The organism is Arthrobacter livingstonensis (genome assembly GCF_003219815.1).
Lineage (GTDB): Bacteria > Actinomycetota > Actinomycetes > Actinomycetales > Micrococcaceae > Specibacter > Specibacter livingstonensis.
Map to the genome: position 1 here is coordinate 65928 of NZ_QJVD01000015.1, position 26423 is coordinate 92350.

Annotated in this window: 27 protein-coding genes; 11 read left to right on the top strand and 16 right to left on the bottom strand. The window is 67.0% G+C overall.

All coding sequences use genetic code 11. The annotated features are described in order from the left end of the window. Positions 1-106 precede the first annotated feature (106 nt). The gene (locus tag CVV68_RS23530; RefSeq protein WP_170133185.1) at positions 107-265 is read left to right on the top strand and encodes a hypothetical protein; all 159 of its coding nucleotides are present in this window, start codon (positions 107-109) and stop codon (positions 263-265) included. Between the two features lie 83 nt (positions 266-348). Here the strand turns inward: CVV68_RS23530 and CVV68_RS14170 are convergent, their stop codons facing one another. Beyond that, positions 349-2190, bottom strand: coding sequence for an ABC1 kinase family protein (locus CVV68_RS14170; RefSeq protein WP_245933542.1), 1842 nt, complete (start codon positions 2188-2190; stop codon positions 349-351). 361 nt (positions 2191-2551) lie between these two features. Continuing rightward, the gene (locus CVV68_RS14175) at positions 2552-3703 is read right to left on the bottom strand and encodes a hypothetical protein (RefSeq protein WP_110501653.1); all 1152 of its coding nucleotides are present in this window, start codon (positions 3701-3703) and stop codon (positions 2552-2554) included. Between the two features lie 107 nt (positions 3704-3810). Here CVV68_RS14175 and CVV68_RS23940 point away from each other — a divergent pair, with 107 nt between their 5' ends. Further along, positions 3811-4689, top strand: a complete 879-nt coding sequence (locus CVV68_RS23940) for a TetR/AcrR family transcriptional regulator (protein ID WP_211320855.1) — start codon at positions 3811-3813, stop codon at positions 4687-4689. Between the two features lie 81 nt (positions 4690-4770). Next, a complete protein-coding gene (locus CVV68_RS14185; RefSeq protein ID WP_110501654.1) occupies positions 4771-5952 on the top strand; it encodes an acyl-CoA dehydrogenase family protein in 1182 nt (393 codons plus the stop codon). Between the two features lie 298 nt (positions 5953-6250). Here CVV68_RS14185 and CVV68_RS14190 read toward each other — a convergent pair whose 3' ends face one another. Beyond that, positions 6251-7294, bottom strand: a complete 1044-nt coding sequence (locus tag CVV68_RS14190) for an LLM class flavin-dependent oxidoreductase (protein WP_110501655.1) — start codon at positions 7292-7294, stop codon at positions 6251-6253. Between the two features lie 158 nt (positions 7295-7452). Here CVV68_RS14190 and CVV68_RS24625 point away from each other — a divergent pair, with 158 nt between their 5' ends. Both CVV68_RS24625 and CVV68_RS14200 read left to right on the top strand, forming a co-directional pair. Continuing rightward, positions 7453-7587, top strand: coding sequence for a hypothetical protein (locus CVV68_RS24625; RefSeq protein WP_281268291.1), 135 nt, complete (start codon positions 7453-7455; stop codon positions 7585-7587). A gap of 33 nt (positions 7588-7620) precedes the next feature. After that, complete coding sequence (locus CVV68_RS14200) at positions 7621-8646, top strand: SDR family oxidoreductase (RefSeq protein WP_110501657.1); 1026 nt, start codon at positions 7621-7623, stop codon at positions 8644-8646. Positions 8647-8770: 124 nt separating this feature from the next. Here the strand turns inward: CVV68_RS14200 and CVV68_RS14205 are convergent, their stop codons facing one another. Both CVV68_RS14205 and CVV68_RS23205 read right to left on the bottom strand, forming a co-directional pair. Then, positions 8771-9148 (bottom strand): VOC family protein, encoded by a 378-nt coding sequence (locus tag CVV68_RS14205; RefSeq protein WP_110501658.1) that lies wholly within the window; start codon positions 9146-9148, stop codon positions 8771-8773. A gap of 225 nt (positions 9149-9373) precedes the next feature. Further along, positions 9374-9928 (bottom strand): hypothetical protein, encoded by a 555-nt coding sequence (locus CVV68_RS23205; protein WP_146238906.1) that lies wholly within the window; start codon positions 9926-9928, stop codon positions 9374-9376. A 236-nt stretch (positions 9929-10164) separates the two neighbouring features. On the opposite strand from CVV68_RS23205, the gene CVV68_RS14215 reads away from it, so the two are divergent. Continuing rightward, on the top strand, positions 10165-10515 hold the full coding sequence (locus CVV68_RS14215; RefSeq protein WP_110501660.1) for a hypothetical protein: 351 nt from the start codon (positions 10165-10167) through the stop codon (positions 10513-10515). 16 nt (positions 10516-10531) lie between these two features. On the opposite strand, the gene CVV68_RS14220 is transcribed toward CVV68_RS14215, so the two are convergent. From CVV68_RS14220 to CVV68_RS14230, 3 genes are read right to left on the bottom strand one after another with little or no spacing between them, the layout of a single operon-like run. Next, positions 10532-10993, bottom strand: coding sequence for a DUF3817 domain-containing protein (locus tag CVV68_RS14220; RefSeq protein ID WP_110501661.1), 462 nt, complete (start codon positions 10991-10993; stop codon positions 10532-10534). 59 nt (positions 10994-11052) lie between these two features. Continuing rightward, a complete protein-coding gene (locus tag CVV68_RS14225; RefSeq protein ID WP_110501662.1) occupies positions 11053-12003 on the bottom strand; it encodes an oxygenase MpaB family protein in 951 nt (316 codons plus the stop codon). A gap of 2 nt (positions 12004-12005) precedes the next feature. Continuing rightward, positions 12006-12878 (bottom strand): SGNH/GDSL hydrolase family protein, encoded by an 873-nt coding sequence (locus CVV68_RS14230; RefSeq protein WP_110501663.1) that lies wholly within the window; start codon positions 12876-12878, stop codon positions 12006-12008. A 224-nt stretch (positions 12879-13102) separates the two neighbouring features. Here CVV68_RS14230 and CVV68_RS23535 point away from each other — a divergent pair, with 224 nt between their 5' ends. Then, positions 13103-13276, top strand: a complete 174-nt coding sequence (locus tag CVV68_RS23535; protein WP_170133186.1) for a hypothetical protein — start codon at positions 13103-13105, stop codon at positions 13274-13276. A 19-nt stretch (positions 13277-13295) separates the two neighbouring features. Here CVV68_RS23535 and CVV68_RS14235 read toward each other — a convergent pair whose 3' ends face one another. The 5 genes from CVV68_RS14235 to CVV68_RS14255 all read right to left on the bottom strand — a co-directional run bounded on the left by CVV68_RS14235 (position 13296) and on the right by CVV68_RS14255 (position 17523). Next, positions 13296-13874 (bottom strand): SRPBCC domain-containing protein, encoded by a 579-nt coding sequence (locus CVV68_RS14235; RefSeq protein WP_245933543.1) that lies wholly within the window; start codon positions 13872-13874, stop codon positions 13296-13298. A gap of 15 nt (positions 13875-13889) precedes the next feature. Beyond that, positions 13890-14249: an ArsR/SmtB family transcription factor gene (locus tag CVV68_RS14240; protein WP_110501664.1), complete on the bottom strand. Its 360-nt coding sequence runs from the start codon at positions 14247-14249 to the stop codon at positions 13890-13892. A 139-nt stretch (positions 14250-14388) separates the two neighbouring features. After that, a complete protein-coding gene (gad, locus tag CVV68_RS14245; protein WP_110501665.1) occupies positions 14389-15756 on the bottom strand; it encodes a glutamate decarboxylase in 1368 nt (455 codons plus the stop codon). A gap of 42 nt (positions 15757-15798) precedes the next feature. Then, positions 15799-16374, bottom strand: coding sequence for a universal stress protein (locus tag CVV68_RS14250; RefSeq protein WP_110501666.1), 576 nt, complete (start codon positions 16372-16374; stop codon positions 15799-15801). Between the two features lie 54 nt (positions 16375-16428). Further along, complete coding sequence (locus CVV68_RS14255; RefSeq protein ID WP_110501667.1) at positions 16429-17523, bottom strand: flavin-containing monooxygenase; 1095 nt, start codon at positions 17521-17523, stop codon at positions 16429-16431. Between the two features lie 76 nt (positions 17524-17599). On the opposite strand from CVV68_RS14255, the gene CVV68_RS14260 reads away from it, so the two are divergent. After that, positions 17600-18241: a TetR/AcrR family transcriptional regulator gene (locus CVV68_RS14260; protein WP_110501668.1), complete on the top strand. Its 642-nt coding sequence runs from the start codon at positions 17600-17602 to the stop codon at positions 18239-18241. A gap of 152 nt (positions 18242-18393) precedes the next feature. Here the strand turns inward: CVV68_RS14260 and CVV68_RS14265 are convergent, their stop codons facing one another. Beyond that, a complete protein-coding gene (locus tag CVV68_RS14265) occupies positions 18394-19194 on the bottom strand; it encodes a putative protein N(5)-glutamine methyltransferase (RefSeq protein WP_110501669.1) in 801 nt (266 codons plus the stop codon). A gap of 388 nt (positions 19195-19582) precedes the next feature. Between CVV68_RS14265 and CVV68_RS14270 the strand changes: the two genes are divergently transcribed. Then, positions 19583-20281, top strand: a complete 699-nt coding sequence (locus CVV68_RS14270; RefSeq protein ID WP_110501670.1) for a DNA alkylation repair protein — start codon at positions 19583-19585, stop codon at positions 20279-20281. A gap of 41 nt (positions 20282-20322) precedes the next feature. Here the strand turns inward: CVV68_RS14270 and mptB (CVV68_RS14275) are convergent, their stop codons facing one another. Continuing rightward, on the bottom strand, positions 20323-21927 hold the full coding sequence (gene mptB, locus CVV68_RS14275; protein ID WP_245933544.1) for a polyprenol phosphomannose-dependent alpha 1,6 mannosyltransferase MptB: 1605 nt from the start codon (positions 21925-21927) through the stop codon (positions 20323-20325). A gap of 172 nt (positions 21928-22099) precedes the next feature. Between mptB (CVV68_RS14275) and CVV68_RS14280 the strand changes: the two genes are divergently transcribed. Both CVV68_RS14280 and CVV68_RS14285 read left to right on the top strand, forming a co-directional pair. Then, positions 22100-23467, top strand: coding sequence for a glycosyltransferase 87 family protein (locus CVV68_RS14280; protein ID WP_245933545.1), 1368 nt, complete (start codon positions 22100-22102; stop codon positions 23465-23467). 40 nt (positions 23468-23507) lie between these two features. Further along, positions 23508-24767: a glycosyltransferase 87 family protein gene (locus CVV68_RS14285; RefSeq protein WP_438502644.1), complete on the top strand. Its 1260-nt coding sequence runs from the start codon at positions 23508-23510 to the stop codon at positions 24765-24767. A gap of 103 nt (positions 24768-24870) precedes the next feature. On the opposite strand, the gene mptB (CVV68_RS14290) is transcribed toward CVV68_RS14285, so the two are convergent. Beyond that, positions 24871-26379, bottom strand: coding sequence for a polyprenol phosphomannose-dependent alpha 1,6 mannosyltransferase MptB (gene mptB / locus CVV68_RS14290; RefSeq protein WP_110501672.1), 1509 nt, complete (start codon positions 26377-26379; stop codon positions 24871-24873). Between the last annotated feature and the right edge of the window lie 44 nt (positions 26380-26423).

Here is a 26423-nt window from a genome sequence, read left to right on the forward strand (position 1 = left end):
ACCGGATCGGCGCCCCTGCACCTCCCCAGCCACTCATCGTCCGGGAGCCGGTCCGTGCGGGCGTGTCCAGCGGCGCCCCCACTGCGGCCAACCGTACGCTTTATTCATGGACCCTGAAATTTCCCAGGAGATCGACGGGCAGATCTCAATCAACGAGCTGCTCGTCGCCATGGGCGAGCCTCCCGTTGAAGCCTTCATCCTCCAAGACGCCCCGGACGATGCCGCCGAACTCTTTGCGGATGTACCCACGCTTCCCGGATTCTAGGCAGCCGCAGGACGACAGGCCCGGGCCCCCCGGAACCCGACGCCCAAAAGGAACCACCGCCGCCGGTCACGGAGAGCGGCCCGTCAGTCCCCGCCGTCGCGCTTGAAGACCATCATCAGGGCACGCATGCCCAGGACAAAGCCGCCAAAGAGCAGGGCAAAGCCAAAAACGCCGTAAAGGTGGACTTCCCCCGTCAGCAGCGGACCCTCGTTGCTGGTGATCAACATGATGGCGCCCAGCACAGCCGCCCCCGCCAGCACGGCAACCACCAGCTGTTGGAAAAGTCCGGTGAGGTAGCGGCGGTCGGCCGGATGGGCGAGGACGCGCACGTTCATTGAAAAGCGCCCGTGCTCCAGGTCTTCGCTAATGTTGTTGATCCGGCGCGGCAGGCGGTTGAGCAGCGGCAGCAGCGCCATCATGCGCTGCTCAAGTTCGTCCTTGACGCTGCCAAGGCCCATCTTCCCGCTCATCAGCCGGCTGACCTCGGACCGCGCGGCCGCCACCAGGTCCATGCCGGGGTCAATGACCAGCAGCGTGCCCTCGACGGCTGCGAGGGCACGGAATGCGGCGCCGATCTGGGGAGGGACGGAGAACCTGTGCGCAATCACCAGGGCAAACAGCTCACCAAACATCTTTTGGCTCCCGCCGGCGCGGAACCCGGTGCGGAAGCGGGTGAGCAGCTGCCCCAGCGAGCGTTCCACGGCCCGCGCGTCGAGGTCGTCGGGACGGTCCAGCAGCTCAATAAGCGCATCGGTGGCTCCGGCACTGTCATTCTTGTCGATGGAATACAGCATCATGCCCAGTGCCGACTGCGTGGCCGGGTCGAGCCTGCCCACGGCACCAAAGTCCAGCAGACCCAGCTTCCCCTCCGGGGTGATGAAGATGTTGCCGGCATGCAGGTCGGCGTGGAAGACGCCGTCGGAAATGATCTGTTGCAACGTGGCCCCAAGCAGTGTTGCAGCCAGTTCGGAACGTTCGACGGCGGTGAGTTCTCCCAGCTGCCGGCTGGCTGAACTGATGGGGAGGCCGGGCAGCTGGTTCATGACGAGCAGCGGCTCGCCGGAGAACTCCGCATAGGCGTGCGGGACCGTCACGGCGAACCGTCCCGAGGACTCCAGCGCATGCTCAATGCTGCGCATGTTCTCCAGCTCCACCGTGTAGTCCAGTTCTTCCGCCAGGGACCCGGCAAAGCCCTGCGCCAGCTGGTGCACACCCAGCGACCTCCCCCAGGGTGTGGTCCTGTTGAGCCACCGGGCCAGTCGGATGATGATGTCCATGTCAAGGTTGACCTGGTCCAGGGCGCCGGGCCGCTGGACCTTGATGACCACCGGTGTCCCGTCCAGCAGCACAGCCCGGTGGACCTGGGCCACGGACGCTGCGGCCAGCGGCACCTGGTCCACCTCGCTGAAAACCTCCGGTAGCGGGCGTCCCAGCCGTTCCTCAACGGCTGCCGCGATCGTCTCCCACGACTCCACTGTCGCATTGCTTTGCAGCGTCTCCAGTTCGCGGATGTAGGCCCCCGGCAGCAGGTCGCGCCGGGTGGAAAGCATCTGGCCCAACTTGACGAACGTGACCCCGGCTTCATTGAGTGCATCCCGAAGGGCGCGGGCCGTTTTCGCCTCGCGCTCAGGGCCGCCGCCCTGGCCGAAGCCGCGCAGGCGGGAACCGAGTCCGTGCCGGACGGCAATCGAGACGATGTCCGTGTACCAGCAGGCGCGCCGCCGCCGCGCATTCCATCCCGTGAACAGCGTGGCGAACCCGGGCAGGGTCCCGGTGGGGAAGGCCGCCTCGATGAACACCAGGGCGCCCACTCCCAAGGCAAAGATCCAGCCGACAGACAGAACCGGGAACAAGACCGCCACGGCGGGGGCCACGTTCAGCCCGTTGGTGTTCTGGCCTGTTCCGGCACGGTAGAGGTACTGCACGGTCAGGCCTCATGGCTGCGCTCATGACGAAGCCGACGGCTATGGAGCGGGGCCACCCGATGGGCACTCCCACCACGCGCCGCACCACCGTGGCGGCCAGCCAGGACTGCAATAGCAAAAAGAGCAGCCCCGCAATGGTGAGCAGCACGATCAAGGCAACATCGAGTACTGCCATCAGGAGCGGCTTCGGGTGACGGTGGTGCGGTCAGCGTTCATTGTGGCTCCCAACGACGGCGGATTGTCACCTCACACTAACGGCGGCGAGGCGCCGGGCGATGACCGTTCCGACCAAAAAAATGCCTTCTGCCAGCCTGTCTCGGGCACCCCTCCCCCGAACATTGAGCGGGAGACTCCGGGAGTGTCACCTGGCCGCGTTGCGAACCGCCGCCAAGACGCCGTCGTGCTGTGTGGTGCCGTAGGAGACGATGTTGTCCCTGCCCGCGATGCGCCGGGCCACGCTGTCCATGGTGGGGACGTCGTCGTCGAAGGCCATGTGGTGCGTGGCGACGCTGCGGGAGTCCAAGGGGCCGGTGGTCTCCACGGACCAAACGGCGTCGGCCGTGCCGGTGGCGGGGTCGAATAGCCTGGCCAGCTCCCGGTCTGCGCGCACGCACTGCTGCAGGCCGAGGATGGGGGTATCCGGCTCGGCGTCCAGCGCCCCCCGGACCAGGTACAGGACGGACTTGCGGTACACGCCAAAGCAGTTGTCGGCCAGCGCCAGCTCCTCCTTCATGCCAAACATGGCCAGCCGCTTGATGCCGGAGCCAATGAGCGGTTCCAGCCCGTCCTTGAACGCGTCGGTGCCCAGTGCGGGAACCAACAGGCTGCAGCTTTCGAAGCTCGGGCCGGGACGCCCGCCGCGCCCGACGACCGCGGGGACAAAATGCCGATGGAAGTTTGCCCCGGCGCTGAACCCGGCCGCGTGCAGTGTGGCGGCCCCGGGGCGGGCCGCCATGAAGATTTGGACGGCCCCCGCCACGTAGGCCGCGCCCCCGCCGGGCTCGGACCCCAGCCGGGCGTTGTCCTTCATGGCACGCCAAACATCCGGGCCGCCGGTGGCCCGCAACGCGCCCTCGATCAAGCCGTCGGTGAAGTTGGTCCAGGGCAGGTCGACGGCGCGGGGAGCGTCCGGCGCGGCCACCATCTCGGCGACACAGGCGGCAATGAGGTCCCCGAGCGTGGCCCACAGCCCGGAGTGCCAGACAAACTGGATGGGGTAGATGCCGTTGGCCAGCCACCATGGGATGTTCCGCCGCGCCGCGGCCAGGGCGGCGGCCTCGCTGACCAGTCCACCATGGGCCCAGAACACCACTGGCACCGGTCCTCCCCCGCGGGCGTCGATGAAGGCCGGCAGGTGCGTGCTGAAAATGGCGTCGACGTCGGCGGCCGTGGTATTCAGCTCGGCGGTCGTGGCGAACTTGCCGTCCTGCAGTTCCACCACGTACGGTCGCAGCGCATCGAGCTGTCCGGTGGACAAGCCGGACGGACCTTCGACACTCGCATCATGAACCATGGCTGTCTCCTCCACCCCCGGCGCAACGCCTGATGCCATGGTGTCCACCGCGGAAGACGGCTGTCAAGGGCCGGGCCGCCGGATGGCTGCGCGCTAAGGTGGAGGGCATGAAGGCACCAATTCCCGGCACGGCCGTCGAGCCGGAACCGTTCCAATCGGCAGTGGCCCGCATAGCCCTGGAGTTGTTTGCCGAGCAGGGCTTTGAGGCCACCAGCGTCGACCAGATCGCCGCCGCGGCCGGGGTTTCCCGCAGCACGTTCTTCCGGCAGTTCGGCTCCAAGGAGGACGTGGTGTTCGCCGACCACGCCGCCCTGCTGGAACGGGCGCGCAAGCTGCTGGACCGGCCGCACGCCGACCCCTGGCTGGCCGTCTGCCAGGCCGCCGAACTGGTTTTTTCGCACTTCGCCGCCGAAGGCGCCCTGGCCGGACAGCGCTACACCGTGGTAAACGCCCACCCGGCCCTGCGCGACAAGGAACTGGTCACGGTCTTCCGATATGAACGCCTCTTCGACGCCCACCTGCGTGCGTTCGTGCCGGGGTTGGATCCGCTGGTTTCGGTCCGGTTCGCCGCCGCCGTAATCGCGACGCACAACTACCTGCTGCGCGAGTTCATGCGCGGCGCGCATCCCGTGACCGAAGTCCAGGTGCATGACGCGCTCGACGGCGTCCGCCGGCTTTTCGGGGTTCTCGACGATCCGGTGGAATCAGGCCAGAATCATTCGGGCCCCCCGTCCGGCGGCGCCGCAGCTGGCGCTCCCACGTCCGACGGCGCCGCAGCGCGTCCAAAGCCAGCCGGATCCGGCCCTGCCACGGGCAGCCCAAAGCCTGCCACGGCCGATCCGGCGGGCGCTGCCCCGCCGACTGAAGCGCCACCCGGGGCACAGGGGGCACCTGACGACGTCGTGGTTGCCGTGTTTTCCCGCGCAACCCCCGCCGCGGAGATCGCACGGGCGGTGCAACAGGCGCTGGACGCCGGCACCCACTGAACCTCAGTTTCATTTGACGTGACATTCAGTTCCACGGCAAACTGGCGGGAGACGAAACCCCCGCAAGCCAAGGATGCCCCCATGCCCGACTATGACGTCAGCGAACCGCTCGACACCGACTACTTTGCCGCCTTCGCCCAATTGCCCGAGGCGGACCGGATGGTGTGGGCGCGCGCCCGCAGCCTGAGTGCCGAGGCCCTGCCGCAGATGAACGACTACTGGGACCGGGCCGACTACCCGCTGCACCTGGTCAAGCGCATGGGTGAATTGAACCTGCTGACGGACGGCATCGAGGTGCCCGGGCTCGAACGCATGTCGCCCATGGCGGCAGGCCTGGTCAACATGGAGGTCTCGCGCATCGACGGCTCGCTGGGGACGGTCATCGCGGTCCAGGGCGGGCTGGCGCTGCGTTCGATCGCCTGCTTCGGCTCGGACGAACAAAAGGAACGCTGGATGGGCCCGCTGGCCCGCGGCGAGGAATACGGGGCCTTTGCCCTGACGGAACCGGACCACGGCTCGGACTCCGTAGGGCTCACCACCACGGCCCGCCTGGACGGCGGCGAGTGGGTCCTCAACGGTGAGAAGAAATGGATTGGCAACGGCTCCATCGGCGGCGTGACCGTGGTGTGGGCCAGGGTGGACGACGGCGGGGTGCGCGGCTTCCTGGTGGAGCAGGACACTCCCGGATACGAGGCCGAGACGATCACGGGCAAGGCGTCGCTGCGGGCCATCTTCCAGGCCCGCATCAAGCTGAACGAGGTGAGGATTCCGGCGTCGAACGTGCTGCCGGGCAGCCACACCTTCAAGGACACCTCCAAGGTGCTGGTGGCCACCCGGCTCGGCGTGGCATGGTCGGCGTTGGGGCATGCGACGGCAGTGTACGAGGCCGCGCTGAACTACGCGAACCAGCGCATCCAGTTTGGCAAGCCGCTGGCCAAGTTCCAGCTGGTGCAGGAACGGCTCACCCAGATGCTTGCCGAGCTGACGGGCATGCAGCTCATGTGCGTGCAGGCGGCCACGCTGGATGCCGCCGGGAAGTTGAGGCCCACCCAGGCGTCGATGGCCAAGTACAACAACACGCGCAAGGCCCGCCAGATCGCCTCGACGGCCCGGGACATGCTCGGCGGCAACGGGATACTGCTGGAAAACCATGTGGTCCGCCACCTGCTGGACATCGAGTCGATCCACACCTACGAGGGCACCGAAAGCGTCCAGACGCTGCTGATCGGCCGCGACATCACCGGCCAGAGCGCCTTCGCCTAGCCGCCACGATAAGGTCCTGGGTCCTGGGAGACGCCGCCGAGGTTCGGGATAGTGACGTCCGACCTCGCTGCCTTGTTTGCACGGAGGTTACCGCAGCGGCTTCACGGGTGCCATGACGTTTGAGCTGGTGTTAGTCGTTGGAGCTGGTGTTAGCTGCTGGACCGGTCGTTACAACTGCCATTTGGACGCCAGCACCAGCACACGTGAAAATTCAGGAGCCGACTGCCACCCCAACTGAAGAACGGGCGGTCCCGCCGTCGCGTCCCCGTCCCTGGGTACTTTTCGAGAGCCGGGCGCGCTACTTTTTGGCGAGCAGGCGCTCCACGCGCGGCTTGACCTCTGTGGCCAGCAGCGTGATGGACTCCAGCAGGTGTTCCTGGGGCAGGCCGCCAATGTCGGCCTGCAGGAAGTGGCGCATGTGGCCCAGGTAGCCGTGCAGGTGGACGATCCGCTCTGCCACTTCGTCGGGGCCGCCCACATAGTAGGCGCCGGGGGCGTCGGCCTGCGCCTGATAGGCGCCCTTGTCCGGGGCAGGCCAGCCGCGAAGGCGGCCCATCTCCAGGTTCATGTTGTACCAGCCCGGATAAAACCGCTCCAGCGCCTCCTTTTTGGTGGGCGCCACGAGGCCCAGCGCGGCAACGGAGACCTTGGTGTCATCGCCTGTGTGGCCCGCCTGGGCTGCCGCATTCCGGTACAGCTCGGCCAGCGGAGCAAACCTGTGCGGCGCCCCGCCAATGATCCCGTAGGAAACCGGCAGGCCCAGGCGGCCTGCCCTGGCGGACGAGGCCGGGCTGCCGCCGGTGGCGATCCACAGCGGCAGCTTCCCGCGCACGGGCCGCGGGACCACGGCCAGGTTGTCAATGCCTGGACGGACTGTGCCGCTCCAGCTGACATTTTCGGTTTCCGCGTTGTTGATGGCCATGAGCAGCTCAAGCTTTTCGGAGTAAAGCTGGTCATAGTCGGCCAGGTTGAAGCCGAACAGTGGGAACGTCTCTACCGACGAGCCCCGGCCCGCCGTGATCTCAATCCGGCCGCCGCCGGAAATGGCATCCGCCGTGGCAAACTGCTGGAAGACCCGGACGGGGTCGTCGGTGCTGATGATGCTGGCCGCGCTGCCGAGCACGATGTTCGTGGTGGCGGCCGCGGCTGCGGCCAGCATGGCTCCGGGCGAGGAGGCCGGCATGGACACGGTGTGGTGTTCGCCCACGCCAAAGTAGTCCAGGCCGGCCAGGTCGGCATGGACGATGGCCTCAAACAGCTTGCGGATTCCCTCCCCCGTCGACCGCGGCGTTCCGTCCGTGTTCAGTGGGGTGTCGCCAAAGCTGTAAGCGCCAATTTCCATGATTGTCTCCAGACTTCCCAATACGTTGTATTGCAGATCGTATGCCAAGCAGATGATTTAGGCAATCCGGGAAAGCCGTTCCCGGCCGGATGGCGCAACAGCCACGGGCCACCTGCAGCATCGCTGCCAAGACAAGCGCCACCGGAAAGGACGCACCCGTGGCTGCAGCCAGGGAACCACAGCCCCTCGACTTCGCGTATACCGCCCCCATCCACAGGGACGGCGCTTTCGTCACGTATCTCGTGGTGGACGGTTCCGCCGTGGCCATCCGTGCACTTTGCGCGCATGATTGAAGGTGGCGCTAAACGAAAATGGAGGCGACCCGCATGGGCACTGAGTTGGTTTTGGTCACTGGCGGCTCGGGATTCCTCGGCGCCCACTGCGTTGCCCGGCTGCTCACGGACGGCTACCGCGTGCGGACCACCGTCAGGTCGCTGGACCGCGAGCCGGACGTGCTGGTCCTCCTGCGCCGCGCCGGCGTGGACCCAGACGGGCGGCTTACCTTTTCGGCTGCAAACCTGACCGACGACGCCGGCTGGCCGGCAGCGGTGCACGGCGTCGACTTTGTGCTCCACACGGCTTCCCCCTTCCCGCCCGTCCAGCCCAGGGATGCGAACGAACTGATCATCCCGGCCCGCGACGGCGCGCTGCGCGCACTGAGAGCGGCACGCGAAGCGGGTGTAAAGCGGGTGGTGCTGACGTCGTCGTTCGCGGCAATTGGCTACGGCCGACCGGTCCTGGACCGGCCCTATACGGAGGAGGACTGGACCGATCCCCACGCCAAGGTCAGCCCCTATGTCAAGTCCAAGACCCTGGCCGAGCGCGCGGCATGGGACTTCATCGGCGGGGCTGGCGGCATGGAGCTGGCCGTGGTCAACCCGGTGGGCATCTTCGGGCCCGTGTTGGGGACCAGGCTGTCCAGCTCCATTGAAATTGTGCAGCGGCTGATGTCCGGCGCCGTGCCCGCCACCCCCAGGGTGTCTTCCGGCGTGGTGGACGTACGCGACGTCGCGGCACTGCACATCTTGGCCATGGTCACCCCCACCGCGGCCGGCCAACGCTTTCTGGCCTCGGCCGGCGATGCGATGGGCCTGCCGGAGATGGCCAGGGTACTCCATGCCCGGCTGGGCGGGGTGGCCGCGAAAGTTCCCACGCGCGTCATGCCCGACCTGGTGGTGCGGCTGGCGGGCCTGTTCAACAGGTCCCTGGCACAGGAGGTCGTGCCGCGCCTGGGCAAGGTCAAACACCTCTCCAATGCCAAGGCACGGGAGCTGCTCGGCTGGGAGCCGCGCTCCAACGAGGATGCCCTGGTGGCCACGGCCGAAAGCCTGGTTGAGCTGGGGCTGGCCTGACTCCCGCCCTGTTGAAGTTGGAGATCATCACCGATCCTGACGTTCAGGTGGAGACACCCACCGCCAGCTGCCAAGCGGGAGGTGGCTGTCTCAAATCAACGAAGACAAGCGGAGCCGTGCGGACTCAATCCTGGACGACGCTCAAAATGTTGCCTGCGGGATCCTTGAACCACGCGATCAGGGGGCCGCCGCGGCGGAAGATGCCCTTCGCGTCGGTCTCCATCTGTGTGCCGGCATAGCGTTCAAAGACGACGCCGGCCCCTGCCAGTTCGTCCACAGCGGCCTCGATTTCCGGGACGGGAAAGTTCAGCACGGTGAACGCTGCCGGCACGTGGGCCTGACCCTTGGGGTAGGCAATCACGGACCCGCCGCCGGGCAGGTGCAGTGTCAGGATTCCGTTGGCCTCGCTCACCTCCAGTCCCAGGATTCCGGCGTAAAAGTCGCGGGCGGCTTCCGTGTTGTCCACCGAGAAGCCGCTGAAGGCCTTGCTGTTTTCCAACATGTTGTTCTCCTCTTGTGGATGCTGTCCGCCGTGGCCTGCGGCGTCTGTGCGTGGCGCCATTCCTGATTCAGCGTGCGCTTTTCCTAGTTGCCCCTGCACTAAGCGGCGCCCAAGCCGGGCGGTGCCCAGGTCAAGCTTAGTCTCGTGGCATCCTGCGGAACAGTGGCAGGCACTGCCCCGCAGGAACTATCTTCGTTCTATCCGGGGGGCCGGAGCCCGGCCCGGCTAGGGGTTGGCGCCGTCGCCGGTGCCGGTGCCGGTGCCGGAATCGTTGTCCGTGCCGCTGCCAGTACCCGAACCGTTGCCAGTGCCTGGACCATAGTTGCCGTGGTACCGCCCGCCACCGAATTGGCCGGTGCCCGCACCCCGGTGCGGCGCGCTGGCTTCGCCCACCCCGTAGCCGATGGCGCCGCCCCCGGCCCCTGCCAGCAGGACAGCAATCACGCCGGCAACGACCACCTTGGGGATGGTCCACCAGAGTCGCTTGAAGGGCGACCGGGATGACCGGGGCAATCCGGCCCGGGCGCTTCCAGCCCGACCTTGAGCGCCGTAGGCCGATTCCGGGTCATATTCGGCACTGCCGTACGGCCCACCTGCCAGGGGAGAGCCGTCCCGGGTCTGCCTCGTATCCGGTGGGGCCTGCCACGCCGGAGGAAGCGGAACCGTCGTGGGGTCCCCACCGCGGGACGCGGCAGCGGCCGGATGCGACCCACCCGGTCCCGGCCCTGCCTGTCCAGACCCCTGCGCCGCTCCGTTGTTTTCAACTTCTTCCTGGCTCACTACTTGCTCCTTCACCTGCGCCGGCGTTCTCCGGCACCTTCAGTAAAGGTGGCTTCCCTGAACCACATCTGCGCACACTTGGTGTGCCTGCTGTGAGAGACATTTACCGCGTCCCGGCGCTTGTCAGGGCCCTCTTGAACGCCCATTCCCGGCGTTGTGAAATTGGCATGAAGTTAACAGATACTTTTCCGACGGCCGATATATAGTTCAAGTAAGGGCTCAAGGAGGATGTCGAAATGATCACTTATGATCACGTTGTCAAGGGCATGCTGGTAGTTGATTCACAAGGACGCGAGATCGGTAAGGTCAGCCACGTGGAGCCGGCCAACGCCAAGATCGCCGACTTTGAGGAAGCCGCAAGCGTCTCCACCCAGGACCCTATCAATCTGATCCTGACCGCCATTTTCGGGGCCACTCCGCGCGTGCCCAAGGAGATGTCCTCCCACCTGTTCCGGTCCGGTTTCGTCAAGATTTCCGGGCACGGCCTGTGGTCCGGAAGCCGCTTCGCCGGCTTTAATGCCATCGACAGGGTCGACGACCACCACGTCTACCTGTCCCGCACGGTGCACCAGCTGGACGCAATGTAGCAGCGGGGCCCTCCTGTCAGGAGCGGCCGCCGGGAGGCCCAACGACCAGCAGTGTGGACATGATTCCCACCAGCAGCACGGCAAACGTCGCACCCAGGAGCACGGGCCGGTTGAGCAGTGCGCGAAGCACCACATTGGGCCAGGTGCCGTCGGCAGGATGGCTGGTGCTGTTCCTGCGCCAGTTGCCGTCGAGCTTGCCGCGGCGTTCGAGCCAGGCATCAAAGGGAATGGTGGCGTACGGGATCACGGCCGTGGCCACGCCAAAGGCAATGAGCCGCTTGGGCCAGCGCTGGTTCACACCCACCAACACCGCCGTCAGCCCGTAGCCGATGAACACCAGTCCGTGGAGAAACCCGGCGACGCTGACCGGCCAACCGCCCAACTGCACCCCGTATTTGAGGACCATGCCGGCAATTAGCAGTGTCCAGGTGATGGATTCGGCTACGGCGAAGGTGCGGTAGAACAAACGGGGCGACATGATCTGGGGGCAGTCCTTGCGTGGGGTGATGGGCGGGCGGTGGCGCTCAAGGACCCAGCCTATCCTTTTACGGCCCTGCCGCCTTTGCCAGCGGCCCCTGTTGCAGCACTGTCCAGACCCAGCCTGCGCCGCCGAGACCTGGCCGATTTTTCGCTGGGTCCGGTTTTTCCCAGCCCCAGATGGACGACGCCGAGCACCGCCTTCGCCGCCCGGACCACTGGAAGTGTTACCGGGCCCAGGTGCGGAACCTCCAACCCAAGCAGCATGCGGTAGTGCGGATCCAGAGTGCAGACTGCCGCCGCGAACAGGACCCTGTACCCCAGTTGCTGCGAGCGCGGCAGCGGTGGGTGCTTGAGGAATGCGACGGTGTCCGCGACGCGTTGGTCACAGCGCAGTTCCGGAGTGAATTGTGCCAGCTGCCGGTGCAGTTCGGCCACGGTGAGTGGTGGATTGGCGACGCCCATGAGGTGGCCGGCCACCGCCCAGTCGGCCACATAGTTGTCCGGACCTCCGGGGATGGGGCCGCCCAATGCCTGGTGGGAAGCGAGGAATGCTTCGGTGAAGGCCAGGTGGACCCAGCGCAGCAGCCCGGGGTCGTTCGCGGTGTAGTCCAGCTCCACCCCCGTGTTCGCGCTGTAGCGCCCGGTGATGTGGCGGTGGATGCGCAACACCTTGTTGGACGCCGCCTGCGCGGCCGCTGTGTCCCCATAGGTGACGGTGAAGATCCAGCGGATGGTCCCGGCCAGCCGCGACAGCGGATCGTCCTTATAGTCGGAGTGGTCGTGGACCCCGGCCATTGCCCCCGGGTGCAGTGCCTGGATGAGCAGGGCCTGGATGCCGGCCACGACGGGCGTCATGGACCCGTGGACCGCCCAGGCCGCCGATTCCGGCGCAAAGAAGCCGCCGTCGTCGCCCATTTCCAGGTCAAGTTCCCATTGCGGGACGGTGGCGGAGTTGGCGCTGAACGTGCCGCGCAGCTCGCGCCGCCACCGGGCCAGGATGTTTTCCATGGTTAGCCGTCCGGGTTCGTCCCGTCCCCCACCGGCGGCACTGCGTTGCCGAAGGCGACAGGGCCGGGCAGCGGCAGCTTGGCGTGGAATCCGTTGCTGTGGGAGTGGTTCTTGAGCCCTTCGATCACCCACGGCATAAAGTATTCGCGCGCCCAGACCAGGTCCCCGGCCCGAGCCTGGCGCCAGCTTTGGACCGGCAGGGGCTTGGGGTCCAACGGCGCCAGGGAGTTCGGCACGTTGAGGGTCTTGAGCACCATGGTGGCCACGGCGTGGTGGCCCAGGGCGGAAGGGTGCAGCCTGTCGGGGCTCCACATGCGCGGGTCGTGGAGTTCGGGCATGACCCACATGTCTGCGACGACGGCGTCGTGCCGTTCGGCGATGCTGCGGACGTTTTCGTTGAAGATGGCGATCTTGGTTCGGAACTGGCCCATGATGGTGGAGCGACCGGAATCCGGCCCGACGAACACCAGTACCGTGGCATCGAGTGCCCGCAGCTCAATGACGGCCCGTTCCAAAGCGTCGGCGATCTTGTCCGGGTCGGCCCCTGCGTGCAGGAGATCGTTGCCACCGCCCTGAATGGAGACAAGGTCGGGGTGCAGGGCGAGGGCCTGGGGCAGTTCCGTGTCGATGACCTGGCGCAGCTGCAGCCCGCGCACGGCCAGGTTGGCGTAGGAGAAGCCGCTGCAGCCGGCGCTCAGTTCCTCCGCCACCCGGTCCGCCCAGCCACGGAAGCCGTTGGGGCGCAGCGGTTCCGGATCCCCCAGCCCTTCGGTCAGGGAATCGCCCAGGGCCACGAACCGGCGCCAGGGGTGCCGGTGTTCCGGGTCCCGGTGGTTGTTATTTACGGCGCCGTTCGCCGCGGCCGAATTGCCCATGCTCCCATCCTGCCCCTCGCAGCAGCCAAGCGATAGCCTTCACGCCGCCTGAAGGGGGCAAGGGCGCGCAGGCACCCGCCGCCGGTGGCGCTCCGCTTCCCCTCCACTGGACGCATGCCCGTTCCCTTCGGTCCGCGCCATGGCCAAGCCGGACGCGCAGGCGGACAATGAAAGGGAGGGCCGTTTAATCGTGAATCGCCAGGCGGCGGAGGAAAGACACAGCCATGACACAGACACCAGCACATACCGCCCCGACCAGCGGGACCGCGCCGTCGAGGGAATCCGCCCCGACCCGGGAACACAGCGAAGTTGCGGCCGAGGGAACGGACGGAACTGAGATGCCCGAAATCCGGATGCACTCCCAGGACGCGGCCGAGGGGCCGGACCGCGACGCTTAGGAGGCACCGTCGTCGAACCTCAATCCGCTGAGGGCACTGGGCCACGGGCTCGAGGGACCCTCTGGGGATGGCGGGTGTTGGGAGGGAAAGCCGGCAGGCGCCGGAGGTTGGGAACGCGCGCCGAGGAGTTCCTCCAGGCGCTCGTACCTTCCCTGACGCCGGCGTCCATGCCGGAGGCGACCATGCCGTCGCGGTCCTCCTGCGACTGGAACACACTGTGTCCGGTGATTCGGGTTCGGCCGCCCAGGTCCTCCAGGACGATCCGGTCCAGGCTCACGTGGCCGGGGACGCCGTCGTACTCGAAGGTCTGGACAATGCTCCGGTCGGGCACCGGATCGTGGAAGACGCCGCGGACACCATGGACGGCGCCGTCGGCGCCGTCGGGGCCGGCCTGCGTGAAGGCCCACGTGCCGCCGATCCGCGCGTCCCGGTCAAGGATCTCCGTGGTCAGTCCGCGCGGGCCCATCCACTGGGCGACAAGTGCGGGGTCGATGTGCGCGCGGTACACGTCCGCAACCGGGGCGTTCACCACCCGCACGGTGTCCACGAAGGGCACTCCGCGTTCAGCGGTGACAACAAGGGCATTGTTCGTCGTCATTCTTCCCATCTTCTTTCATTCATCTTTGGCTTCTTCGGCAGCATTCATGGTTGCCAGCACCGCGTCGAGCCGCCGGTAGCAGGCTTCGGCGGCCAGCCGGTAGCCGTCAATCCAGGCGGTCAGTTCCTCCAGGGCGGCCGGGGCCAGGTGGCAGGGGCGGCGCTGGCCGTCCCGTGTCCGGGTGAGCAGGCCGGCCCGCTCCAGCACTTGGATGTGCTTGGAAATTCCCTGCTTGCTCAGTTCGAACGGTTCGGCGAGTTCGTTCACCGTGGCCGAACTGCGCGAGAGCCGCGCGACCAGCCTGCGGCGGACGGGGTCCGCCAGGGCCAGGAACGCCCTGTCCAGCCGCTCGTCCTCCGATCCAGCTGCCTGCATCCACTCACTGCCTCTAATCAACCAATCGCTTTATCAACCATTTGGTTGACTCTCTAAAGTCACGCCCGTGGACACTCACGCGTCAACGTTTTTTGGCGACGGCCTTTCGGGATTCACGGTGTTCCTTTTGTGGCGCGGTTCAGTGGTGGAACGCCACGCTTGCCCGCGCCCGGCCGGCCAGCCGTTCCATCGACTTGGCCAGATCGGCCAGGAACGCTTCCGCCAGGTCAAAGGTGAAGCCGTTGCGCACCACCACGCGCAACACGTCCACGTCCTCCATGCCCTCCGGCATGGGATATGCCGGCACGATCCAGCCAAAGCTGCGAAGCTCGTGCGAGACGTCATAGACGCTGTAGGACTCAGGAGCCCCCAGTTTGAAGGCCAACACCGGCAGCTCGTCCCCGCGGCTGAGGAGGCTGAACCGGCCCGTTTTCTCCACGCCGGCGGCAATGAACCGGGCTATGTCCCGGGAGCGCTGCTGGATGCGGCGGTAACCCTCAAAGCCGTACCGCACCAGCACGTAGTACTGGGCGATCACCTGGGCAGCGGGACGGGAAAAGTTCAGCGCAAAGGTGGGCATGGACCCGCCCAGGTAGTCGACGCTGAAGATCAGGTCCTTCGGGAGGTCGTCTTCGCTGCGCCAGAGAACCCAGCCGACGCCGGGGTACACCAGCCCGTATTTATGCCCGGAGGAATTGATGGACTTCACCCGGTCCAGCCGGAAGTCCCACGGTAGTTGCGGATCCAGGAACGGTGCAATGAACCCGCCTGAAGCCGCATCCACATGCAGCGGCACGTCCACTCCCGTGTCCGCGGCCAGTTTGTCGAGGGCTGCGGCAATCTCCGCCACAGGTTCGTAGGAACCGTCGAATGTCGAGCCGAGCACTGCCACGACGCCGATGGTGTTTTCATCGCAGGCCGCTGCCGCCTGTTGGGCGGTCAGGTGCGTGGCGCCCTCGAGCGGGACGAGCCGGGCCTCCACGTCCCAGTAGCGGGCAAACTTTTCCCAACAGACCTGCACATTGGCGCCCATCACCAAATTTGGTTTCCCGGCATCCTGTCCTGCGGCCTCCCGGCGGGCGCGCCACCGCCATTTCAGGGCCATGCCGGCCAGCATTGCCGCCTCTGAAGACCCCGTCGTGGAGCAGCCCACTGCATCCGCTCCCCCGGTTGGCTCCGGCGCGCGCCACAGGTTCGCCAGGATGTTCACGCAGCGCCGTTCAATCTCGGCCGACTGGGGGTATTCGTCCTTGTCGATGATGTTCTTTTCCAGCGATGCCTGAATCAGCATTGCGGCCTCCGGCTCCATCCACGTGGTAACAAAAGTCGCCAGGTTCTGCCGTGCGTTCCCGTCCAGCATGAGTTCATCCTGCACAAACCGCAGGGCCGCGCGGGCATCCTGCGTGCCGCGCGGCAGCCGGTGCTTGGGGATCGTCCCCACCCCGCCGTCAAAGGCGGGGTCCAGGACCATCTCGTCCTGCCGGACGTGGTGCTTGTGCAGGCTCATGCATCGCTCCTTCTCAAAGGGACAGGCTGTCCTCAGACGAGGCTATCGGCGATCTCCGCTGTTGAGAAGGACGCTTTCCCGAACGGGTGCGGGCCCGCAGAAACCAGGTTCCCTGCCTCGGCCGTGCAGCGGCGTGTGGGCATCCGGCCGCAGTATGGCCAGAATGGGAATGCGTTGAGTAGCCAGCATTTTCCGTGCGACGGAACCGCCAGCCAACTCGTTGACGCCCGCCAGAAGTCCGGGGCGGCGGGCACCGACCACTATTACCGCAGCGGACAGGGACTCCGCAAGACGGCCCAAGGCCAGGGCGGGGTCCCCGCCCAGAGTCCGGAACGAGTGCCTGACGCCCCTGGCATCTGCGGCCTCAAGCACGAGCCGCTTCAAGTCCCGGGCGGTCCGGGCCGCATCGTCGTGGAGGTCGACCGCCGGGTCCAGGGACTGGCTGGTGACGTTGCCGTCTGGATCCCACTCGATCAGGTAGCTGCTGGGGTCAACGTAGGCCCCGGCCAGGCTGGACCTTGTTGCTCCGGCCAAGTCGACGGCGCACCGGCGCACCGCGGGATCCTGGTCCGGGAGCAGTCCCACCACTACCGCACCGGAGCCAAACCGGGGTTCCATGGGGCTCTCGCTCCGCTCGGGTTCGCGCCAGGACGGGCGCGAACGGTGCGTCAATTATCCGTCCGCGGCCGGCAAAGGGGAAGCCGGGGTTTCCATGGCTGCCCCGACGATGCTCCGGGCCACGTGGTCCGCGTCGCGCCCAACGCCGCCGAGCAGTGCCGACGTCAGCCCGTATTGGAAGGGCATGCCCACAAAATACAGTCCAGGCAGCGCGGCCACAGCGCCGCGCAGGCTCACGGGCCAGCCGCGCCCGTCCACCGGAAGCCCTTCGATCCAGGAAAAGTACGGCCGGTACCCCGTGGCCCAGATGACTGTCCGCACGCCCGGGGCGGGAATTTCGGGGAAGGCGGGTTCGCCGTCGTCCGCCACGTCCAGCAGCCGCGGCAGGATTGTCGCACCGGCCCGCTGTGCATCCTGGATGGACACCGAGATGAGCGGGGCGCCATGGGCAGTGACCTTGGGTGCCACCTTGCGGCCGATGGGCGTGCGAAGCGTCAGCACCCGGTGGATGAATTGCCAATACAGCCCGCCTGCGTACTTGAGCAGCGGGGCGGGAATGTGGACGGGCGCCCTTCCCGACAGCCAGACCGCGTGCGTGGCGGCCAGTTCGACGGCGATTTCCACCCCCGAGGTGCCTGCGCCCACCACGAGCACGCCGCCGTCGGGAACAGAGCCCGGGTTCCGGTACGTGGAACTGTGCAACTGCAGGATGCGCGGGGACAGGCGGCCGGCCAGTTCCGGGACATGCGGCACAGCGTTGGCTCCTGTTGCCACCACCACGGAGCGGGCGGTCCTGGTCCCCTGCGTGGTTTCCACGTCAAATCCGCCGTCCGCGGCCCGCACCGCCGTCACCTCCACTCCGTATTCCACCGGCAGCTCTTCCGCGTACTGGGCCAGATAGGCAGCAACCTCATCCCTTGCGGGGAAACTTCCGCGCGGCGCCGGGAACGGCAGCCCGGGCAGGGCACAATATTGGGCCGGCGTAAACAGCCGCAGGGAATCCCAGCGGTGCCGCCATGCGTCGCCGGGCCGGCCGGCTGCCTCCAGCACTTGGCAGCCCGCTCCATGTTCGCGCAGCTGCCGGGCAACAGCCAGCCCGGACTGCCCGGCGCCGATGATGATGGTTCCGTCGAAAGAAGATGCAGCCATGATGTGCCTCCGCATGCCGCGATTTGAACTTCTCACTAGAATACGCTTCTAGTCATTGGAATGCTATTCTCTTTTTATGGACAGTGCGAACCCGCGGACACCTGGCAGGTCACCCAACCGCCGGGAGGTCCAGTCGGTGCAGACCAGGGCGCTGATAGTGGAGACGGCACGGGAGCAATTTGCGGCCGGCGGCTATGCGGCCACCACCATCGAGTCCATAGCCACCGGCGCGGGCGTGGCCATCCAGACCATTTACAATTCAGTCGGCAACAAGCCGGCCCTGCTCTCCGCCGTGCTTGATGCGGCAGTTTCCGGCCCCAACGCCCCCACACCCGTGCCGGAGTTCCTGCGCGACCGTGCCGCGGGCACCGGTGACTTCGCCGGAATGGTGGGCATGCTGGCCGACTGGTTCGCCGAAGCCATGCCCCGCAGCCAGGGGATCTTTGCGGCGATCGGCCAGGCGGCCGCCGTCGAGCCGTCAGTGGCAGCGCTGCGGGACCAACGCGCCCGGCAGCGCCTGGACCACTATCTGGAGGCCGCGGCGGCCATTCGGCAGCGGGGCGGACTGGGCAGCGGCATGAGCGACGACGACGCGGCCGCCGTCATCTTCACCATCGGCAATCCGGACACGTACGCGTCCCTGGTGGTCACCTTCGGATGGCCGCTTGAGCGGTACCGCAACTGGGTCTTCACCGCACTCGTGGGCGCGCTACGCTAGGCGCACATCCGGCGGCCTCTGTAATTCAAGCTGCCGGGCCCGCCGGGCCCGCCGGCCTCGGCGCGGGCGCTTCCGAGACCGGGCCCGGCGCGGGCGCTTACGCGACCGGCCTCTGCGCGGGCGTCAGCAATACGGGCCTCGGCGCGGGCGTCCTAGAGCCGTCCCACCACCACGGTGCCGTCCATCTCATCAGAATGACTCATTCGGGCCCGAAAGCCGTGGGCCTTCAGGATGGCCACTGACGCGTCGGCCTGGGCCGGGCTCGTTTCCACGACGAGGCATCCACCGGGTGCCAGCCATTCCGGTGCCGCCGCCGCGATGCGCCGTTGAATGTCCAAGCCGTCGGCGCCGCCGTTGAGCGCTGCATCCGGTTCAAAAACGCGTGCTTCCTGTGGCATGAAGGCAATGTCGTTTGTGGGGACGTACGGGGCATTTGCGGTGATGAGGGTGATCCGGCCGCGCTGTTCCGGCGGCAGCGGGTCAAACAGGTCGCCGCAATGGGGCCGCCCGCCGAAGGGTGCCAGGTTTTCGGCGGCGCATGCCACCGCGACGGGGTCAATGTCTGCCGCGTGGATTTTCAGACCCGGAAATTCGACGGCAAGCGCCGCCGCGATCGCTCCGCTGCCGCAGCAGAGGTCCAGCACGGCGCCGGCTGGCGGGCCCGCCGGCGAGCCGGCCGAGCTGCGGAGAATTGCGGCCGCCTGCAACACCAGGAATTCGGTGCGGAGCCTGGGCACAAACACGCCGGGAGCAACCTTGATCCGCAGGCCGTGAAATGCGGCCCAGCCCACAATGTGCTCCAGGGGCAGCCCCTCGACGCGGCGCTGAAGCATTGTGCCAAGCTCATGCGGGGTGCGGGCGGACGCCATCAGGATTTCCGCTTCATCCTCGGCATACACGCAGCCGGCCGCGCGCAGCTGCGCGACGACTCTGGCGGCGGATGAATCCGGCATTGGCTCCATGACGTTCCAACACTAGCGCGGTAAGGGTTTGGACGCTGCAAGTCACGGTAGTTCATGCGCCTGCCTGTGCCTTCGGCGTGGAGACTGCGGAATTTCCACCGTGGCGGCCCACCATGCGGTTCAACGGTCACATATTCGCCTCAAGACACGCTGAATACCGCGTTATCTGACCGTTGATTCCCGACGCCGACGCTTTGCTTCACTACCTGACCATTGGCTGGGGTCAGCCTGGTCCCGTACGCATGCGCAAAGTTCGCCTGAGGACACAGATCTGGCGGGCGGCTCGAACGGAAGCGTCAGGATCCGGGCACCCCGGCAGTAATGGAAATGGTGTGCTCGCCGTGAGCTGCCCGCAGCCCGCCGGGGCTACGCTGTGAAAATGACGTTCGACGCCGGCGCCCCCAACGCCTCCTTCCCCGCCTCCCTGCGCACCGCCTTGGCAGGTGTTGCACTGCCGGAGAAGGCCGACGGCATGGCCGCATACATGAAGTCGGCCATGCCGTACCTGGGCGTGCCGTCCCCCGTGGTGCGTAGGACAGTTCGGGCCCTGGCCAGGGAGCATCCCTTTGCGGGCGTGGACCAGTTGCACGCCACGGCCGCGCAGCTCTGGAGTGGCGCTGAATTTCGCGAGGAACGCCATGCGGCCATCATGCTCACCAACTCACGGCTGGCCCGCGGCGAAGTGGCGCTTCTGCCGTTTTACGCCACCGCCATTGCTGAGGGACAGTGGTGGGACTACGTGGATTCCGTGGCGCCGCGCCTGGGCGGGCTCCTGCTGGCGCACCCTGCCACCATGGAACCGCTGCTGCGCGAATGGAGCGGGCACGTGAACTTTTGGTTCCGGCGCGCCGCCATCATTGCCCAGCTGCCGGCGAAGGCGGATACGGACACGGTGCTGCTGCACGATGTCATGGTGTCCAACCTGGCGGACAAGGAGTTCTTCATCCGCAAGGCAATTGGCTGGGCACTGCGACAACATGCCAGGACCGACCCGGCATGGGTGCGGGAATTTGTGGAACGCTACGGTGAGCGCCTCAGCCCGCTGTCGCGCCGCGAGGCGCTCAAGCACCTCGGCTAAGTTGGGGGCCGGCCGGCTGCCGACGTGCTCGGCCCCAGAGGCTAACGGCGGGCGCGTTCGCCCTTCGATGCCGCCCGCTTGGACGCGCCACCCTTTTCTTCCTCATGCCTGGCGTCGCGCACGGCCAACGCAGGCCGGAACAACCCGCGCGTCTTCCGGTCCCACAGCATGAGCCACAGCGCTCCCAGCACACCGACGCCGATGGCCACGCCGCGCACCGCGGCCACGGGAATCCACTGGAACACGCTCAATTGGTCGGTCAGGGCAATCAGGGTGAAGAACATCGACAGGTAGTACACGCAGCGCAACTGCCAGCCATCCTTGAGGCCCGTCACGGCAAAGAACGCCAATAGCCACAGCATGTACCACGGCTGAATCATCGGGGCCATGAGCACCACGGCGGCAAAGGCCCAGGCCATGCGCCGCAGCACCGCCTGGCTGTACCGGCGGTCTTCGGCGGGTTCGGCGCCCAGGCCACCGTCCGGCGTCGTACCCACCTTGATGAGTGCCAGGGCGATGACGATCAGGATTGAGCCGAGCTGGCCGATGGTCTGGATGACTCCGGTCACCACCGCCCCGGCGCCGCCCACCAGCCCCACCAGGAAGCCCACGATGTGTGAGAACATCCCCACGGGCGCGTACCAGATCCACACGGTGCCCGGGGTCTGCAGCGCCGCCAGCCAGCCGAAGCCGAGCCCGTTGACCAGGCCCATGGCGGCCATGATTCCCATGGATATGGCCAGGGTGGCGGCCCACAGGCCAAACTTGCGCAGCCAGCCCGCCCGCGACCCGGCCCACAGCAGGCCCACGAATGGCAGCGCAATCAAGGTGATGGGCTTGATCGCGATGGACAGGGTCACGAGCACAATCCCGGCCACCGGATGCCTGGCGGAGGCGTAGTAGACGCCAGCCACGACCAGACCCAGCATGAGCGAGTCGTTGTGCAGGCTGCCAATGAAGTTGATGAGCGCCACGGGGTTCAGGACCACCAGCCACAGGGCCCGGTTCGGGTTGAAGCCGTGCCGTTCGGCCAGCCGCGGCACGTAGATCGCCAGGAGGATGACGCCGAGCAGGCTGGCCAGGCGGAACGGGATCAAGGCCAGTTCCGGACTGCCGTTCGCCATGCCGACGGCGGCCTGCTCCAGCCACAGCCACACCGGGCCGTAGGGCGTGGGGGCCTCGGTCCAGAGCGCGTCCGGGCCCAGGTTGTAATAGTTGCTCAGCGCGGAAATGCCGTTGGTGTACGGGTTCAGGCCCTGCTGCATGAGCCGCCCCTGGCCAATGTAGGCGTAGGAGTCGCGGCTGAACAGCGGCAGGGCAACCATCAGGGGGGCCGTCCACAGGGCCAGGGCCTTCAGGAGCACCGGCCGGGAGGACGGATCCCAGGCAGTCAGGTGCTGTCGCAGCCGCAACCAGGCGCGCAGCAGCAGCAGCAGCGCGCCAACGCACAGCAGCACGGTGCAGATAATGACGGCCGCGGGCGTGGTCCTGGCCAGAATGAACAGCGGTGTGCGGATCAGGGGCGAAACACTGGTGGCCATCCAGCCGACCCCAAAGGAGCCCAGCAACAGCATCACCGAGCCGGCAAAACCCTGCCAAACGGCGGACCGGGAGGTCCCCCCGCGGGCCGGCTGCTTTTCTGACACCGGGCTCCTCGTCTCGAGCTCGGCAACCTCCGGGCTGGTCAAATACTCTTCTCCTGAACAATCACTGGCCTGCACATCCTGGAACGCAAATATCCCGTGGCTGCGCCCCGGGCGAAGCGGAGGAAGAACCACCGGCTGCGCTAACATGATAAAAGCCAAGGGGCACCTTATCTTGGCAGTCTACCCAACCACGCTTGAGAAGGACCCAACCATCTCCACGGACACATTCTTTGCCGCGCTCTCCCGCTTCCGGGACCGGCTCCTGCCGGCACCAGCCCAGGCCTGGCTTAAGTCACCGCCGGGGCTGTGGAGCGTTTTCGGCGCCGTCCACCTGTTCTTTTTGGTCTTTGCCGCGGTCCTTTCCCTGCGTGGCGAGGCATTCAGCGACACCTTCATTTACCGTGTCTGGGCCGACACCGGCTTTGACGAAACCCGCATCACCGGCCCCAGCCCCTGGGTCTACCCCATCCTGGCGCTGCTGCCGATGGCCGCCGCGCACCTGTTTGGCAACGCACCGTTCCTGTTCCTGTGGGTGCTGATGATCACGGCCCTGAACTTCCTGGCTGTGGCCAAGCTCACCGGCTGGGGCCGGCGCCGGGCCGCCATCCCCGCCGCACTGTGGTGGCTGGGCTTTACGGCGCTGCTGGGCTGGCTCGGCTTTGCCCGCGTGGACGGCTTCACGGCCCCGGTGGTGCTGATCGCACTGTCCCTCGGCGTGGCCCGGCCGTTCCTCGCCTCCTTCATCCTGAGCGCGGCGACGTGGATGAAGGTCTGGCCGGCCGCCGTCGTGCTGGCGCTTTTCACCGTGGTGAAGCATCGGGTGCGCGTAGTGCTGGCCGGCGTGCTTGCCACCGCCCTGGTCGTGGTCCTGGCGCTGTCCATGGGCTCCCTGCCGAAGCTGCTCAACTTCCTGCTCCAGCAGGGCGACCGCGGCATGCAGCTCGAGGCCACCTTCACCACCCCCTGGCTGTGGATGAGCGTGCTGGGTCTGGGCGGGGCTCGGATGTACATGAACCAGGACATCAACTCCATGCAGGTGGACGGCCCCGGCACCGAGGTGATGAGCGTGCTGATGCAGCCGCTGCTCATCGCCGCCGCGCTGCTGGTGGCCGGGCTGATCTTCTGGGCCCTGCACACCGGCAAGCGCAATGGCGGCGCGGACCGGACCGAGCTGCTGCTCCTGGGCGCGCTGGCCCTCGTCACCGCATTTGTGGTGTTCAACAAGGTCGGATCGCCCCAGTTCATGGTGTGGCTTGCCCCCGCCGTGGCCGTCGGATTGGCCCACAACTGGCGGGCCTGGCGCGTGCCGGCCACCCTGCTGATCGCCATCGGGGCGCTCACCTTCGTGGTCTACCCGCTTTTTTACGACGCGCTTTCGCACAACAACCCCGTTATGGCCGCCGTGCTGACGCTGCGCAACATGATGCTGGTGGTGTTGTTTGTGTGGAGCGTGCGGGAGCTGTTCCTGATGGGCCGCCGGCGGTCCGCCGTTCCTTCCCTGCACGACGCCGGGACCCCCGCCGGTGCCAAGGAGTCCTGAGATTTCCACGCCACTCTTCGACCGGGTCCTGGACCGCGCCATTGTGGTGAGGGGCCGGTTCCTCTCCCCCGCCGTCCTGGCCTGGTTCCGCACCCCCGCCAGCGTCTGGTGGGGATTCGGCGCCGTCCACCTTTTCTTCCTGGCCTGGATGTTCAGCTTCTTTGTCCACGGCGACACCTTCAGCGACACGGAACAGTACCGGCAGTGGGCACTGCTGGGCTACAACCCGTCGGACTTCCATGGCACCATCAGCCCCTGGGTCTACCCGGTGCTGGCCCAGGTGCCCATCTTTGCGGCCAACCTGTTTGGCCCGTCGCTGTACCTGCTGGGCTGGACGCTGATCATCACGGCGCTGAACGCCGCCGGTCTGGTGTTTCTGACGCGCGGCAGGCGCGCCCGGAGCGGCATTGCACCGGCCTGGTTTTGGCTGTTCTTCACCGTTTTCATGGGCTACCTCAGCTTTGCCCGGGTGGAGGGCATCACGGCCCCGATAGTGCTCGTGGCCCTGCTGTACGCGGCCGAGCGTCCCGGCGTGGCGGCGGTGCTGCTCTCGGTGGCGACGTGGATCAAGGTCTGGCCCGCCGCCGTCGTCCTTCCCCTGCTGATCGCCAGCGCCAGGCGGCTCCGGGTGCTCCTGGCCGGCGTGGCCGTCAGCGCCGTGGTGGCCGGCGCCACAGTGCTTTCCGGGGCCGGGGCCCACCTCCTGGACTTTGCCGTCAACCAGGGCGAGCGCGGCATGCAGCTCGAGGCGACATTCTCCACCCCCTGGGTGTGGCTGAGCGTGTTTGGCCTGGGTGGGTCCAGGATTGCGGACAATGTGGCCATCAACTCCACCGAGGTCTACGGCCCCGGCGCGCCGCTGGCCGCCATGCTCATGCAGCCGCTGCTGATCGTGGCCGCCGTTGCCGGCGCCCTCATGATGATCTGCGCATTGCGGCGCGGCGCCGAGCGGGAGGAACTGCTCCTGGAGGGCTCGCTGCTGATGGTCACGGCGTTCATTGTGTTCAACAAGGTCGGTTCGCCGCAGTTCATCATCTGGCTGGCGCCGGTGGTGGTTGCCGGGCTGGTCCACAACTGGGACCGCTGGAAGATCCCCGCCACGCTGTTGATGGGGATCGCGTTCACCACGTTTGTGATCTATCCGCTGTTTTACACCCCGCTCATCCATGCCAACCCGGTCATGGCCGCCGTGCTGACCATCCGCAACGTGCTCCTGGTGACGCTGCTGGTGTGGGCCGTGCGGCGCACCGTGGAACTGGGCCGCAGGGGCCCGGACCGCGTGGCACCCGCACCGAAGTAGCAGCCCCGCGCCGAGGCTGCACCGCCGCACGGCCCGCCTTCGCCGAGGCTGCAGGTCACCGCGGCGTCCGGCGAAGATGCGTGCGTGTCTCGAAGCGCACCCGCTACCCCGGCGCTGGAGTCGGCCGGTTGAAGAGCAGTTTCCGGGTGTGCACGTCAACCAGCAGCAGGTAAACCACCGCGGCCAGCGACACCGCGAACGCCAGTATGTGGGCGGACACGGGCAGCGACACGAAGTTCCACACAAACACCTGGTCCTGGGCGCCGAAGACCACGAAGAAGCCGACCACCACATAGAGGAGCTTGACCTGCCAGTTGTTACGGATGCCCGTGGCGGCAAGGAACGGCAGGAACCACAGCACGTACCAGGGCTGGATGATCGGGGCCAGGAGCACGACGGCGGCAAACGCCAGCCCGAGGCGACGCACCACGCGCTGCGGGTCGCCGAAGAGGACAAGCCAGCCCGCGACGGCAATGCTGGCCACTGTCAGCACAGTGCGGAAGCCGTCCGCGGCCGCGGCGCCGTCCAGTCCCACGGCATTCGCCGCCAGCTCCACCATCTGGCCGCCAAAGCCGGACGGTGAATATCCCGTATATCCGGGTGTCCCGTCGGTCAGCGCCCACGTCCAGCCCAGGCCCAGGCCGTCCGGCAGGCCCGCGAGCAGCAGCAGCCCTCCCGAGATCACGGCGGTGGCGGCCCAAAACAAGAACCTGCGTCCCCAGCCCGCCGCCTGCCCCGCCCACAACAGGCCGATGAAGGGCAGCAGCACAATGGTGATCGGCTTGACGGCGATGGAGGCCGTCACCAGAACGATGCCCAGCAACGGCCTTCTGGCGCCCGCGTAGTAGGCGCCCGCCACGGCCAGCCCCACCATGAGGGCATCGTTGTGCGCGCTGGCAATGAAGGAGATCAGGAACAACGGGTTGGCTGCCACAATCCAGAGGGCGCGCGCCCCTCCCATGCCGTGCAGCGCGGCCAGCTTGGGCACGTAAACGACGCACAGGGCCACGCCCGCACCGGCCAGAAGCCTGAACAACAGCACCGAAAAGTCCGGCTGGGCCCCCGTGACGGCCACCACGCCGCGGGCCAGCCACAGGAACAGCGGACCGTAGGGTGTCCGGTTTTCCGCCCACGACGGGTCGGTCCCCAGCATGAACCAATTGCTTAGCGTGGAGATGCCGGTGGTGTACGGGTTCAGGTGCTCGGCCATGAGCCGCCCCTGGCCGGTGTAGGCGTAGACGTCCCGGGAAAAGATGGGAACGGAGACCAAAAGCGGGGCGCCCCACAGCACCACCGCCAGCACCACCTGCCGCAGGGATCCGGGGCCCCAGCCGGCCAGGCGTTGGCCCAGCCGCAGCCAGGACCGCAGCAGGGCCATGGCGCCAAGCACCAGGAGGGCGGTGGAAACCAGCACGCCGGTCCCCTCGGTACGCATGGCAATAACCAGAGGGTTGCGGATCATGGGAGAGCCATTGGCAATCCAGCCCACACCAATGGAACCGGCCAGCACCAGCAGGGAACCGACAACGCCCTGCAGCAAGGCAATCCAAGGCCGCTGGCCGTGCTGTTCCAGCTGCCCCACGGAACCGGCGGCGCGGGGTGGGGATGCCATCAAAAGTCTCCGGCCGTCGAAAGAACGTTCACAGGAAAGCAGGC